The organism is Rhodococcus sp. IEGM 1305, from assembly GCF_030058635.1.
Taxonomy (GTDB): Bacteria; Actinomycetota; Actinomycetes; order Mycobacteriales; family Mycobacteriaceae; genus Rhodococcus_F; species Rhodococcus_F opacus_D.
The window spans coordinates 40,113-53,614 of record NZ_JASHKX010000030.1 but is presented as its reverse complement, the minus strand read 5'-3'; the positions used below and the strand labels follow the sequence as shown (position 1 = coordinate 53,614).

At 67.0% G+C, this 13,502-nt stretch carries 11 protein-coding genes; 7 read left to right on the top strand and 4 right to left on the bottom strand.

Features of this window, described 5'->3' with window-relative positions:
• Positions 1–17: 17 nt before the first annotated feature.
• Positions 18–1,133, bottom strand: a complete 1,116-nt coding sequence (locus QM693_RS28785) for a resuscitation-promoting factor (protein ID WP_280781379.1) — start codon at positions 1,131–1,133, stop codon at positions 18–20.
• A gap of 241 nt (positions 1,134–1,374) precedes the next feature.
• Here QM693_RS28785 and QM693_RS28780 point away from each other — a divergent pair, with 241 nt between their 5' ends.
• Together QM693_RS28780 and QM693_RS28775 are read left to right on the top strand one after the other, a co-directional pair.
• Positions 1,375–2,844 carry an amino acid ABC transporter substrate-binding protein/permease gene (locus tag QM693_RS28780; RefSeq protein ID WP_373418917.1) on the top strand — a complete coding sequence of 490 codons (1,470 nt, stop codon included), beginning with the start codon at positions 1,375–1,377 and terminating at the stop codon, positions 2,842–2,844.
• A complete protein-coding gene (locus tag QM693_RS28775) occupies positions 2,841–3,611 on the top strand; it encodes an amino acid ABC transporter ATP-binding protein (protein ID WP_202714949.1) in 771 nt (256 codons plus the stop codon). The genes QM693_RS28780 and QM693_RS28775 overlap by 4 nt, the downstream gene beginning before the upstream one ends.
• Before the next feature lie 49 nt (positions 3,612–3,660).
• Here the strand turns inward: QM693_RS28775 and QM693_RS28770 are convergent, their stop codons facing one another.
• Both QM693_RS28770 and QM693_RS28765 read right to left on the bottom strand, forming a co-directional pair.
• On the bottom strand, positions 3,661–4,101 hold the full coding sequence (locus QM693_RS28770) for a DoxX family protein (RefSeq protein WP_280781608.1): 441 nt from the start codon (positions 4,099–4,101) through the stop codon (positions 3,661–3,663).
• A 138-nt stretch (positions 4,102–4,239) separates the two neighbouring features.
• A complete protein-coding gene (locus tag QM693_RS28765) occupies positions 4,240–5,082 on the bottom strand; it encodes a TatD family hydrolase (RefSeq protein WP_005255429.1) in 843 nt (280 codons plus the stop codon).
• A gap of 35 nt (positions 5,083–5,117) precedes the next feature.
• Between QM693_RS28765 and QM693_RS28760 the strand changes: the two genes are divergently transcribed.
• The 4 genes from QM693_RS28760 to QM693_RS28745 all read left to right on the top strand — a co-directional run bounded on the left by QM693_RS28760 (position 5,118) and on the right by QM693_RS28745 (position 11,073).
• Positions 5,118–6,011: an SDR family oxidoreductase gene (locus QM693_RS28760; RefSeq protein WP_283331502.1), complete on the top strand. Its 894-nt coding sequence runs from the start codon at positions 5,118–5,120 to the stop codon at positions 6,009–6,011.
• Positions 6,012–6,064: 53 nt separating this feature from the next.
• Positions 6,065–7,624, top strand: a complete 1,560-nt coding sequence (metG, locus tag QM693_RS28755; RefSeq protein ID WP_280781376.1) for a methionine--tRNA ligase — start codon at positions 6,065–6,067, stop codon at positions 7,622–7,624.
• Positions 7,625–8,257: 633 nt separating this feature from the next.
• Positions 8,258–9,841, top strand: a complete 1,584-nt coding sequence (gene tnpB, locus QM693_RS28750) for an IS607 family element RNA-guided endonuclease TnpB (protein WP_283354015.1) — start codon at positions 8,258–8,260, stop codon at positions 9,839–9,841.
• The gene (locus QM693_RS28745; RefSeq protein ID WP_491932397.1) at positions 9,838–11,073 is read left to right on the top strand and encodes a DUF2786 domain-containing protein; all 1,236 of its coding nucleotides are present in this window, start codon (positions 9,838–9,840) and stop codon (positions 11,071–11,073) included. Before tnpB ends, QM693_RS28745 begins: the two co-directional genes overlap by 4 nt.
• Before the next feature lie 14 nt (positions 11,074–11,087).
• Here the strand turns inward: QM693_RS28745 and rsmI are convergent, their stop codons facing one another.
• Positions 11,088–11,918 (bottom strand): 16S rRNA (cytidine(1402)-2'-O)-methyltransferase, encoded by an 831-nt coding sequence (gene rsmI, locus QM693_RS28740; RefSeq protein WP_280781374.1) that lies wholly within the window; start codon positions 11,916–11,918, stop codon positions 11,088–11,090.
• A gap of 74 nt (positions 11,919–11,992) precedes the next feature.
• Here rsmI and QM693_RS28735 point away from each other — a divergent pair, with 74 nt between their 5' ends.
• Entirely contained in the window at positions 11,993–13,501 is a 1,509-nt protein-coding gene (locus QM693_RS28735; RefSeq protein ID WP_283354028.1) for a dolichyl-phosphate-mannose--protein mannosyltransferase, read from the top strand.
• Position 13,502 lies beyond the last annotated feature (1 nt).

Here is a 13,502-nt window from a genome sequence, read left to right as displayed (position 1 = left end):
TCCTTTACTTCAGACCGTCAGCGGAGTCCGAGCTTGCTGGTGCAGGAGGGCCATGCGCCCCAGCCCTGTGCCGCCTGGACCTTCTCGGCGACGGAGATCTGCTGTTCGCGGGATGCGAGGTCGGCGCGGGCGGCGTACTGGCTTCCGCCGAACGCCTCCCAGGTGCTCTGGGTGAACTGCAGTCCGCCGAAGAATCCGTTGCCGGTGTTGATGGCCCAGTTGCCGGTGGCCTCGCAGTGCGCGATCGAGTCCCAGGTGGAGGCGTTGGAGATGGCGAGTTCCTTCACACCGACCTTGACCAGTGCCGGCGCGGGCTCGCGGAGCACCTGAGAGCTGAGCTCCTGGCGTCCGGCCTCGACACCGTTGACGGTCTTCACGGATGCGGTGACGGTGCGCTCGCCGGGAACCCCGGGGTTCTCGACAACGGTCTTGCCCTTGTCGAGCGCGGGATCCTCGACGCGGTTCTCGGGCGGCGCGATGGGCAGCGTCTCGGTGCGGGTCTCGGTGCGGTCGCGGGTCACGTGGATCTCGGCGCCTTCGACGACGGGGGCGTCGGCGGGCGGAACGACGGTGTCGGCCTGCTCGAGCGGGGCGCCGTTCGCCGCGAGGAGCTCACCCACGGTGGGGGCTGCCAGTCGGACGTCCGTGAGCGGTGCGCCGCCGTCGGCGACCTTGACGAGCTTGGCGTTGACGACCTCGAGCGCGGTGCCTTCCAGCGGCAGGCGCTCGGAGCGGGACGCCGAGACGTGGACGTCGTCGGCGAGTTCGAACTGCTTCAGTGCGTCGTCGACGGTGAGGGCGGTGGTCCACACGGTCTTCGGCTGCCCGTCGACCGTGAGGTCGATCTCGCGGGCACGTCGCAGCACCACGGTGTCGCCGTCGGAGAGCGACGCGTCGGCCGCGGGGGCGACCGCGTCACGCTCGCTGACGGTGTATCCGGCGTCGTCGAGCGCGCCGCCGACGTCGGAGGCCATCGTGCCGAGCGAGATGGTCTCGCCGTCGACGTCGAGCGTGACGGTCTTGTGCCGCGCCACTGCCAGCGCACCGCCCACGACGAGCGTCGCGAGCAGTGCCGCGACGACTACGTAGAGAAGGGGCGATTTGGCGTTGTTGATTCTGGCTAAAGGCGACACATGAAATCCCAAGGCTGGCGAAGGTTTGATCACGGTACGGTAACGAATCGGCGATGGTCTGGCAACTTTGCCGCTACGACCTGCGTGCGAGATCACGAAAAGGTTGAGATCGGGGACAGTTTTCACTTCACTGCGAAGGATTACTTCTGGTCCGGACCACGCGCGAAACGCAGTATCTTGCGACATGCACCAAGAAGCCCGGAAGCGACCGGGCACTACTGACTGAGAAAGCTGGGGTTCCGTGCGCAGCAGATCCGATCGACTTCTGAGACTCGTCAGACGTCCGAGAGTGCCCGCGGTGATCGCCGCGCTGACGCTGCTCGTCACACTCGTCGCGCCCGGCCTCGCCGGCGCACAAGAGCCCGCACCGGGCAACAACTACACGATCGCCACCGACATCACGTTCGCCCCGTTCGAGTTCCAGGACGAGAGCGGCAAGCTCGTCGGAATCGACATGGACCTTCTCGCCGCCATCGCCGAGGACCAGGGGTTCACCTACCAGGTCAACCCCGTCGGATTCGACGCCGCACTCCAGGCGGTCACCGGCGGTCAAGCCAACGGCATGATCGCCGGCATGTCGATCACCGACGCCCGCAAGGCGACGTTCGACTTCTCCGATCCGTACTTCGAGTCGGGCGTGCAGATGGGCGTGCTCGAGAGCAACGACTCGATCACCTCGTACGAGGACCTGCGCGGCAAGTCCGTCGCGGTCAAGAACGGCACCGAGGGCGCCACGTACGCGGAGTCGATCAAGGACCAGTACGGATTCACCACCAAGTACTTCGCCGACTCGTCGAGCATGTTCGACGAGGTCCGCACGGGTAACTCGGCGGCAGTGTTCGAGGACTACCCCGTCCTCGCCTACGGCATCAAGCAGGGCAACGGGTTCAAGACCGTCACCGACAAGGTCCCCGGCGCCAGCTACGGGTTCGCCGTCGCGAAGGGCCAGAACGCGCAGCTCCTGCAAGAGTTCAACACCGGGCTCGCCAACCTGAAGGCCAGCGGCCAGTACGACGAGATTCTCGACACCTACCTCAACTCGGACGCATCCGACGACGACAACTCGATCCTGGGCCTGATCAAGAGCACCTACCCGCTGCTGCTCGAGGGCCTGTGGCTCACGATCGTCCTGACCGTGGTCTCGATCGCCATCGCGCTCGTCCTCGGCGCGATCTTCGGGTTGTTCCGGGTGTCGACCAACATCGTCCTGCGCGGCATCGGCACCACCTACGTCGACGTGTTCCGCGGCACCCCGCTGCTGGTGCAGGCGTTCTTCATCTACTTCGGCATCCCGGCGGCGCTGGACTTCCAGATGTCGGCGTTCACGGCGGGCATCATCACGCTGAGCCTCAACGCAGGCGCGTACATGGCCGAGATCGTGCGCGGCGGCATCCTGTCCGTCGACAAGGGCCAGATGGAAGCGTCGCGGAGCCTCGGCATCAGCTACCTGAAGTCGATGCAGAAGGTCGTGATGCCGCAGGCCGTGCGGACGATGATCCCCTCGTACATCAACCAGTTCGTGATCACGCTGAAGGACACGTCGATCCTGTCCGTGATCGGGCTCGCCGAGCTCACTCAGACCGGGCGGATCATCATCGCCCGCAACTTCCAGTCCTTCAACATGTGGCTGATCATCGGCGTGATGTATTTCATCATCATCATGGCGTTGACGAAGCTGTCGAACCGGCTCGAGAAGAGGATCAACAAGTGACCGAGACACCGGTGACAGAGAACAAGGCCGAGACCGCCGACCCGAAGATCCGGGTGAAGGGCCTGAAGAAGTCGTTCGGCGACAACGAGGTCCTCAAGGGCCTCGACGTCGACATCGCGAGCGGTGAAGTGGTCTGCGTGATCGGGCCGTCGGGCTCCGGCAAGAGCACGTTCCTGCGCTGCCTCAACCGGCTCGAGGACATCACGGACGGCAAGGTCGTGGTCGACGGGTTCGACGTGAGCGACAAGAAGATCGACATCGACCGGGTGCGTCAGCACATCGGTATGGTCTTCCAGCACTTCAACCTGTTCCCGCACATGACCGCGATCGAGAACGTGATGCTCGCGCCCGTGCAGACCAAGCGGGCCTCCAAGGACGAGGCGCGGGCGACGGCGGTCCGGCTGCTCGAGCAGGTCGGGTTGGCGGAGAAGGCGGACGCGAAACCGGCGAACCTGTCCGGTGGGCAGAAGCAGCGCGTCGCGATCGCGCGGGCCCTGGCGATGAACCCGGACATCATGCTGTTCGACGAGGCGACCAGCGCTCTGGACCCCGAGATGGTGGGTGAGGTACTGCAGGTTCTGCGCGACCTCGCGAAGGGTGGCATGACGATGGTCGTGGTCACGCACGAGATGGGCTTCGCCCGCGAGGTGTCCGACCGGGTGATCTTCATGGCCGACGGTTATGTGGTGGAGGAGGGAACTCCGGAGCAGATCTTCGGCGACCCGCAGCAGTCCCGCACCCAGGACTTCCTGAACAAGGTCCTCTGACACGTGAGTGGCGAAGCGTGCCGGGGGACGCTTCGCCACTCACATGGGGTCAGACGGTGGCGCGTTCCTTCGAGGCCCACGGCACCTTGTGGCCGAGCAGTCCGTCGACGCCGAACCGGCCCGATCCGACGACGGCGAGCAGCAGCGAGCCGACGCCGAGCGCCAGCACCAGCTCGTAGCCGCCCTCGCTGGCGAAGATTCCCTTGTCGACGTGCACGAGGAAGAAGGCGCCGACCATGTCGAGGAAGAGCAGGATGCCGAAGATCGGGACGGCCGCCCCGACGATGAGTGCGATTCCGCCGATCAGCTCGATCCACGTCGCGAGGAACGCCGAGATGCCGGGAAGCGGAACTCCCATGGCCTCGAAGCCGGCGGTCGTGGCGTCGAGTCCGTTGGTGAAGGCCTTCTGCCAGCCGTGGGCGAGGAAGATGATGCCGATGCCCACGCGGGCGACGAGGATTCCCAGGCTTCGAACTGCGGGGTTGTTCATGGATGTGCCTTTCATCGTGGTGTCCCCGCGCGACCGGGACGACCGTTAGTTGAACAAGCAACGATCCTAAATTGTCTAACTTGAAACTTCAACATAGGGCCTTCGGCCCCGTGCGCGCTCGACGAGTCCAGGGACTCGCTAACCACTCACGGGCCGGAGGCCGTACACGCGCTCGGCGGTCGCGGTGGACGCCTTCGCCAAGTCGTCCGGATCCTCGCCACGGATCTCGGCGAGCGCCCGGACCGTGTACGGGAGGCAGTACGGCTCGTTGGGAGCGCCCCGGAACGGGTGCGGGGTGAGGAACGGCGCATCCGTCTCGACAATCAGCTGATCCGACGGCACCAGCGGGGCCGCTTCCCGCAAGGCCTTCGCGTTCTTGAAGCTGACGGTGCCGGAGAAGCTGAGGACGTAACCGGCGTCGACGCACTCGCGCGCCATCTCGGCGTCCGAGGAGAAGCAGTGGAAGATCACCGTCTCCGGCGCACCCTCCTCGCGCAGCACCTGCAGCAGCGCCTGGTCGGCCTCCCGGTTGTGGATCATCAGCGTCTTGCCGAGCCGCTTCGCGAGGTCGATGTGCCAGCGGAAGCCCTCGGTCTGTTCGGGGACCGTGGCGCAGCCGTCGAGTTTCCCGGGCCAGTAGAAGTCGAGTCCCGTCTCCCCCACCGCGACCACCCGGGGATCGCCGGCCAGTCGCTCGATCTCCGCCCGGGTCGCGTCGTCGAGCACGTTCGCCCGGGTCGGGTGGATGGCCACCGCCGCGTAGACGCGGGGATCCCAGTGCGCCGCGTCGACGGCGAACTGCGCGGCCGCCAGGTCGTCGGCCACCGTGACCACCCGCTCCACCCCGACCGCGGCGGCCCGGTCGACGATCGCCGTGACGCTCGCTGCGTCCGAGGCACCACACGCGTCGAGGTGGGTGTGCGAGTCGACGAGCGGGAACAGCGGCGCAGGGGCTTCCGGGGCGGGACGGTCTTTGCTCATGCGGACATTGTCGACGCCGCCGCCGCACGTGTCACATGCGGTACTTTCTCCCGGACGGGGAGGGAGCCGTGTCCATGACTTCGAGCTCGATGAACGGCCGCGTGATCGCAGTGACCGGTGGTGCGAGGGGAATCGGGCGGGAGATCGCCCGACAGCTGGCGCTGGCCGGCGCCCGGGTCGCGATCGGCGACGTCGACGGCGCCGCCGCCCGAAGGACGGCGGACGAACTCGGCCGGGCGGGCGGGACGGTGGAGGGTCTCGAACTGGACGTCACCGACACCGCGTCGTTCGCGGCATTCCTCACGGCCGTCGAGGATCACTGGGGCCCGATCGACGTACTCGTCAACAACGCGGGCGTGATGTGGGTCGGGAGGTTCGACGAGGAACCCGAGTCCGCGACGGATCGGCAGCTCGCCGTGAACCTGCACGGCGTCATCCGCGGGGTGAGACTGGCGGCGCCGGCCATGCGTGCGCGCGGCCGCGGCCAGATCGTCACGGTGGCGTCGCTGGCGTCGAAGGTCGCACCACCCGGCGAGTCGACGTATGCCGCGACGAAACACGGCGTGCTCGGCTACCTGACCGGTGTCCGCGAGGAGCTCCGCGGGTCGGGCGTGCAGATCTCGGTGATCATGCCCGGTGTCGTCGACACCGAACTCGCGGCCGGCACCGCGACGGGCGCAGCAAAACTGCTGACACCGGCCGACGTCGCGAAGACCGTCGTCGCGGTGATCCACCGCCCCCGGTTCGAGGTCACCATCCCCCGGTACGTCGGTCCGCTGGCGCGCCTCGTCACCGTCTTTCCGCAGTTCGCCCGCGACTTCGCGATCCGCCGGATGGTCCCCGACCAGGTCAGGTCCACGAACAAGTCGGCCCGCGCGGCGTACGAGTCACGCACCGTCATCGACGAGGACGGCGCCGGACCGGCCTAGAACCCGAATCTGCGCGTCACGAAACGGCGGCGCGCAGATAGAGTGGTCGCACCATGAATGCTGCTGATTCCACCGCCTCGCGGCCACCTTTCTATCTGACGACGGCGATCGCGTACCCGAACGGCGTTCCGCACATCGGCCACGCCTACGAGTACATCTCCTCCGACGCCCTCGCACGCTTCAAGCGTCTGGACGGGTTCGACGTCTACTTCATGACGGGAACCGACGAGCACGGCCTGAAGATGCAGCAGACGGCGGCCAAGGAAGGCATCGACGTCCGTGAGCTCGCCGCGCGGAACTCGGACGTGTTCGAGGCCATGGACAAGACGTTGAACATCTCCTTCGACCGGTTCATCCGCACCACGGATGCCGATCACGAAGAAGCCAGCAAGGCGATCTGGCGGAGGATGCTCGACAACGGCGACATCTACCTCGACACGTACTCGGGCTGGTACTCGGTCCGCGACGAGGCGTTCTACACCGAGGCCGAGACCACCCTGCAGGACGACGGTTCACGCCTGTCCACCGAGACGGGCACCCCGGTCGAGTGGACGGAGGAGTCCACGTACTTCTTCAAGCTGTCCGAGTACCAGGACAAGCTGCTCCGGCTGTACGAGGAGAACCCCGACTTCATCGCGCCCGCGACGCGGCGCAACGAGATCGTCAGCTTCGTCAAGGGCGGACTGAAGGACCTGTCGATCTCCCGCACGACGTTCGACTGGGGCGTTCCGGTCCCCGACCATCCCGAGCACGTGATGTACGTGTGGGTGGACGCGCTCACCAACTACCTGACCGGCGCCGGGTACCCCGATACCGACTCCGAGCAGTTCGGCAAGTTCTGGCCGGCGAACCTGCACATCATCGGCAAGGACATCACCCGGTTCCACACCGTCTACTGGCCGGCGTTCCTGATGTCGGCGGGAATCGAACTGCCGAAGCGCGTCTTCGTGCACGGATTCCTCTACAACAAGGGCGAGAAGATGTCGAAGTCGGTCGGCAACGTCGTCGACCCCGTCGCCATGGTGGAGCAGTACGGCCTCGACGCCGTGCGCTTCTTCCTGCTCCGCGAGATCTCCTACGGCCAGGACGGCAGCTACAGCCACGAGGCCATCGTCACCCGGATCAACGCCGACCTGGCGAACGAGCTCGGCAACCTCGCGCAGCGGTCGCTGTCGATGGTCGCGAAGAACTGCGACGCCCAGGTCCCGACCCCCGGCGAGCTGACCGAGGACGACGCGGCGATGCTCGCGCAGGCGGATGCGCTGCTCGAGCGGGTTCGCGCCGAATACGACGTCCAGGCACTGCATCTCGCGCTGGAGGCGATCTGGTCGGTTCTCGGCGAGACCAACCGGTACTTCTCCAAGCAGGAGCCCTGGGTTCTGCGGAAGACGGATCCGGAGCGGATGGCGACGGTGCTGTACGTGACGCTCGAGGTGGTGCGGATCGTCGGCATCCTCGTGCAGCCGGTGATGCCGGACGCCGCAGAGAAGATCCTCGACCTCCTGGGCCAGAAGGCCGATGCGCGGCAGTTCAGCGACCTGTCGACGCGCATCGTGGCGGGCACCCCGTTGCCGGCGCCGTCGGGCGTGTTCCCGCGTTACGTGGAGGACTGATCCGTGCGGGGTTACGTAGAGTTCGCGAGACCTGGCCGTTTGATGTTGTTCAGTGTTCTTTAGTGCCGTGATTGTTATTTAGTGCCGTGATTGTTGAAGGGTTGGGTGGCGGCGAGCGGCGTGAGGTATCGGGCCGCGTTGGTGTGGTTCCACGCGGGGGCGTTGCCGGTCCAGGCTCGGCAGTTGCCGTCGGGCACGATTCTGGCGGGTTCCGGGCGGTCGGCACCGCGTCGGTGGGTTTCTGTGGGTGCGGTGGTGGTGTATTGCCGGTGTCGTCCTCTGACCGGTAGCCGATCTGGAACGGCGGGTGAAGCGTGTGGTGACCGGATGCGGACAGCGTGGTCTGGGGGTGTATGTCGAGGACGTTCACCGCGATCGCTTCCGGCGTGAACGCACCAGAGACTTCGCGTGCTGCTGGCTGATCCGTGGGTGTCGACGATCGCCCGTCGCGGATCGGGACCGCCTCGCCAGGTCCGGTCCGGGTTCGGGTTCGTGTCGGCACCTTGTCGTACCCTGCTCATGTTGACCGACGACGGGGGGGCTTGGTGATGTGGTGCGCGATATGACCAAAGTGTCGACCGCACCTGGGCGGCGTGGTGCACGCCGCGGTCCCGCTGCTGCGGCGGTCCTGGTGTGACGCCGACCGCTGCGCTCGTCAATCCGGTTGCCCCCGTCACTGCCCCGACGGTGGACGAGACTGTCGACCAGGCTGCGGAGTCGTGTCGGTCGGTGATCCGTGCTTTCGTGTATGTCCTCGATCCGACCCCGGAGCAAGCGTCGGTGTTGCGTTCGCACTGTGGGGCGCAGCGTTTCGCCTACAACTGGGCCCTGTCGCGGGTGAAGGCGAACGTCGACCAACGGACTGCGGAACGGTCGTACGAGATCCCTGACTCGGAGTTGACGCCGCCGGTGTCCTGGTCGGCATACAGCCTGCGCAAACACTGGAACACCGTCAAGAACGACATTGCCGTCAACACCGACACCGGGCAGGTGTGGTGGCCGGAGAACTCGAAGGAGGCCTACAGTTCCGGGATCGCGAACTGTGCTGCCGCCCTGTCGAACTGGTCCGATGCCCGCTCCGGAAAACGCAAAGGCACAATGGGATTTCCCCGTTTCAAGGGCAAACGGGCGTTGCTGTCGTGCCGGTTCACAACCGGCAGTTTCGGGTTGGTCACCGACGGCGGGGATCGGCGCCACATCCAATTACCCAGGATCGGGGCGGTCCGGTCCGCGGAATCGACCCGCAAGTTGGCACGAAAGGTGGCGGCGGGGACGGCGCGGATTCGGTCGGCGACCCTGTCGTATCGACGCGGCCGGTGGCAGGTGTCGTTCTCCGTCGAAACCACGCTCCCCACCCGGGCACTCCCACCCACCGGTACCGCCGTCGGTAATCGTGGTGTGGTCGGAGTCGATGTGGGGGTCAAACACCTCGCGGTCCTCTCGACCGGGGAGATGATCGAGAATCCGAAACACGCCCGAAAGCAGGCGAAACAACTTCGTCAGCTTGGGCGCCGCGCATCGCGGCGGGTCGGCCCGGATCGCCGCACCGGCCAACAACCCTCCCGCCGGTGGCTGCGCACCCAGGAACAGATCCGGACAGTACACGCCCGTATCGCGGACAGTCGCCGCGATCACCTGCACAAACTCACCACTCGACTGGTGCGGGACTTCGACACCGTCGTCGTCGAAGACCTCAACATCGCGGGAATGACCCGTTCCGGTGGCGCCTACAAACGCGGGCTGAATCGGGCTCTGAATGATGCGGGGCTCGCCGAGATCCGGCGACAACTAATGTACAAGACCGAGCGGACCGGCACTGGACTGCACGTGGCGGACCGTTGGTATCCGTCGAGTAAGACCTGCTCGAACTGTCAGGCAGTGAAAGCCAAACTGCCCCTGAAGGTTCGGGTGTTCACCTGCGATGCGTGCGGATTCCGCGCGGATCGTGATCACAACGCCGCCCTCAACCTCGCTGCACTCGCAGCGGCTGTTGACGATGGTGCGTCTTCGGCGAGTTGCGGACGAGACGTAAAAGACGCCCGACAGAAACCAGCCATAAGACCCGCCGCCCGGCGGGCAGACGGTATCGCTGCGGGAACACCACACAGAGGTGAACGTGGCCGGGGTAACCCGGACACTCATGCCGAGTGCACTACAACGACACTCAGCATGAACGGTCCGTTGTTGTCGGACCCCGCATGCACACTCTCCCCATGACGCCGAATAGAACATACATTCGATCTCCTCACGGTGGATTCGGGAACGGAGCGCGCGTGTTCGACGACGAAGTGAGCCCCCAGGCCGCCACGGCAGTCCACACCCTGATGGGTGAGTTGTCGGCCGCGTACGAGCGTGGATGGCAGCCCGCCGACGTCGTGCATCTGGCGCGGAGATCGAAGGAGCCGTCCGACGCGGCGTTGGCGGCGGCGCTGGTGCTGCACGAGGCGGAGCGCACGCGCGCCGCGCACCGGGCGCCGCGGGACTGGGTGGAGCAACTCCGCACCATCGGCGAGCAGTACCCGGGCGCCTCGCACCTGGCGGGGCGGGTTCCGGTCGACGGTCCCGACGTTCGGGCGCTGGCGGCCGGACTGTTGTTCGAAGACCCGTACCACTCCGTCTACCAGCTCACCGACCTGTCGCTGACGTGGACGAACCTGCCCGGCTGGACGGTGCTCGCTCCCCCGCCGTCGACGTGGCCAGTCGTGCGGGTCGCCGACCCGGCCGCGGCGGTGCCGGGTGAGACCGAGGCCGACGCGAAGGTGCTCAACAGGATCCGCGGGCTGCTCGCGAAGGCCGAGGCCACCGATTTCGCGGAGGAGGCGGAGATCTTCACCGCGAAGGCGCAGGAGTTGATGACGCGCTACGCGATCAACGCCGCTCTCCTCCACACCCAGAACGGGGTGGGCAATACGGCGGTACACAGTCGCCGCATCCACCTGGAGAATCCGTACGTCAAGGAGAAGGTGCACCTCCTCACCGAGATCGGTGACTCCAACCGGGTACGCACCGTGTGGTTCAGCTCCCTCGCCATCGCAACCGTGGTCGGAACCCCCCTCGACCTCCAACAGGTCGACATGCTGTTCACCTCGCTGCTCGTGCAGGCGACGCGCGCAATGCAATTCGCGGACGCCGACAGTCGCAGTGGTTCACGCACCACGTCGTTCCGGAAGGGTTTCCTCGCGGGCTTCGCCAGCCGCATCGGGCAGCGGTTGCGCGATGCCGACAGCCGGGCCACGGCCGAGGCCGCCGACGAAGCGTCGATCCCGGTCGACGATCTGCTGCCGATTCTGGCCACCAAATCCGAGGCCGTCGACGCCGAGTTCGACCGCCTGTTTCCGCGTACCAAAAAGGCGCGCGGCAGGGCCGTCGACGCCAACGGCTGGTACGCCGGACAGGCCGCCGCCGACGACGCGTCGCTGGCTCCCGGGGAGCGTGCCCTCCGGCGGTAGCGCTCGCAGGCCGACTAGTCCTTCCGGGAGGCCAGCACCGTTTCGTAGAGCTCCCGCTTCGACACGCCGGTGGTGGCGACGAGCGCGCACGCATCCTTGAGCCGGGTGCCGTCCGCGACGAGTCGCTCCACCTCGTCGACGAGGTCGGCGGGATCGGACGCGACGAGGGTGGCTCCCTCCACCACCACCGTGATCTCGCCGCGGACGCCCTCGGCGGCCCACTCGGCAAGTTCGGCGAGGGTGCCGCGGCGGACCTCCTCGTACGTCTTGGTCAGTTCCCGGCAGACGGCGGCGCGGCGGGTTCCGCCGAGCACCTCGACCGCGTCCGCCAGGCAGTCGGCGAGCCGGTGCGGTGCCTCGAAGAACACGCACGCGCGCTGCTCGGCGACCAGGGCCTGCAACCACGTCTTGCGCTGGCCCTGCTTCCGGGGCGGGAAGCCGTCGAAGCAGAACCGTTCGACAGGCAGCCCGGACAGCGCGAGCGCCGTCGTCACCGCCGACGGTCCGGGCAGGCACGTCACCGCCAGGTCCTCGGCCACGCACGCCGACACCAGCCGGTACCCCGGGTCGCTGACGGAGGGCATGCCGGCGTCGGTGACGAGGAGAACGGTCTTGCCGGATGCGACGTCGGCGACGAGTGCGGGCAGCCGGGCCGTCTCGACCTGGTCGTAGAAGCTGACGACCTTGCCGGTGATCGTCACGTCGAGAGCGGAGGCGAGCGCTTTGGTGCGGCGGGTGTCCTCGGCGGCGACGACGTCGGCCGTCCCGAGCGCCGTACGCAGCCTCGGCGAGGCGTCACCCACGTCCCCCATCGGTGTTGCGGCGAGCACTAGGCGACCAGTCATGACCCACAGCCTACGATTGCGGCGTGACGATGCTGACGGACGAGCGACCGACGCCCTCCGCACGACAGCCGTCCATGGTCGGACCGGCGCCGCTCGTGCCGCCCCCCGACTTCGGTCCCGTCGACCGCGCCCGCGGCTGGGTGGTCACTCTGTTCGTCACGGCGATCGCGGCGATCACCCGGTTCACGATGCTCGGTTACCCGACGGACGCGGGCACTCCCGTGTTCGACGAGAAGCATTACGCGCCGCAGGGCTGGCAGGTGCTCACCGGCGGCTGGCTCGAGGACAACCCCGGCTACGGACTGGTGGTGCATCCGCCGATCGGCAAACAGCTGATCGCGATGGGCGAGGCGATCTTCGGCTACAACGGCTGGGGTTGGCGTTTCGCCTCCGCGGTGGCCGGCACGATCATGGTCCTGCTGGTGATCCGCATCGTCCGCCGGCTCACCCGATCCACTCTGATCGGCGGCCTCGCCGGGATCCTGCTGGTTGCGGACGGCGTCACGTTCGTCTCGTCCCGGCTCGGCATGCTCGACATCTTCCTTGCGGTGTTCGCGGTTGCCGCTCTGGGCTGCCTGGTGGTGGACCGCGACCAGGTCCGCGAGCGGATGGCCCGCGTGTACGACGAGGGCCGGATCGGCGACAGCGACTGGGGTCCGCGACTCGGGGTGCGCTGGTGGCGGTTCGGCGCGGGGATCATGCTGGGTCTGGCGTGCGGCACCAAATGGTCGGGCATCTACTTCATCGTGTTCTTCGGACTTCTGAGCGTCGCATTCGACGTGTCGGCCCGGCGCGCCTACGGGGTGCGGCGACCGTGGTTCGGTGCCGGCGTCCGCGACGTGGGCCCGGCGCTGTACGCGCTGGTCGTCGTGCCGCTGTTCGTGTACCTCGCCAGCTACTGGGCGTGGTTCGCCAGCGAAGCGGGTGTGGACCGGCATGCCGTGGGCAACGAGATCGGGACGGGCGGCACCTGGTCGTTCGTGCCGGGCGCGCTCCGGTCGCTGTGGTACTACAGCGGCAACGTCCTGCAGTTCCACGAAGGCCTCACCAATTCGGCGGGCAATCATCACCCGTGGGAGTCGAAGCCGTGGACGTGGCCGATGGGTCTGCGCCCGATGCTGTACTACTTCGCCGAAGGTGATCACGTCACCGGCTGCGGCGCGTCGAGTTGCGTCAAGGCCGTCATGCTCATCGGGACGCCCGCGATGTGGTGGCTGGCACTGCCGATGCTCGCGTGGGCGCTGTGGCAGACCGTGGTGCGGAAGGACTGGCGGTACGCCACCGTCCTCACCGCCTACGGCGCCGCGTTCCTGCCGTGGCTGACCACCCTGGACCGCCAGATGTACTACTTCTATGCGGTGGCGCTGGCGCCGTTCATGGTGATGGGTCTCGCGCTGGTCCTGGGCGACATCCTGGGAAGCGCGAAGGCGTCGCTCGAACGGCGCACCACGGGCCTGCTCGCCGTCTGCCTCTATGTGGGGCTCGTGGTTGCCAACTTCATCTGGTTGTGGCCGATCCTCACGGCCGTCCCGATCACCCCGGACACGTGGCAGCACCAACTGTGGCTCCCCAGCTGGCGCTGAC

Excerpts from the sequence above, each read along its gene's own strand:
- QM693_RS28770 (WP_280781608.1), bottom strand. The coding sequence starts at position 4,101 with ATGAACAACCCCGCAGTTCGAAGCCTGGGAATCCTCGTCGCCCGCGTG.
- rsmI (WP_280781374.1), bottom strand. The coding sequence starts at position 11,918 with ATGACTGGTCGCCTAGTGCTCGCCGCAACACCGATGGGGGACGTGGGT.
- QM693_RS28765 (WP_005255429.1), bottom strand. The coding sequence starts at position 5,082 with ATGAGCAAAGACCGTCCCGCCCCGGAAGCCCCTGCGCCGCTGTTCCCG.
- QM693_RS28735 (WP_283354028.1), top strand. The coding sequence starts at position 11,993 with ATGGTCGGACCGGCGCCGCTCGTGCCGCCCCCCGACTTCGGTCCCGTC.
- QM693_RS28745 (WP_491932397.1), top strand. The coding sequence starts at position 9,838 with ATGACGCCGAATAGAACATACATTCGATCTCCTCACGGTGGATTCGGG.
- QM693_RS28760 (WP_283331502.1), top strand. The coding sequence starts at position 5,118 with ATGCGGTACTTTCTCCCGGACGGGGAGGGAGCCGTGTCCATGACTTCG.
- metG (WP_280781376.1), top strand. The coding sequence starts at position 6,065 with ATGAATGCTGCTGATTCCACCGCCTCGCGGCCACCTTTCTATCTGACG.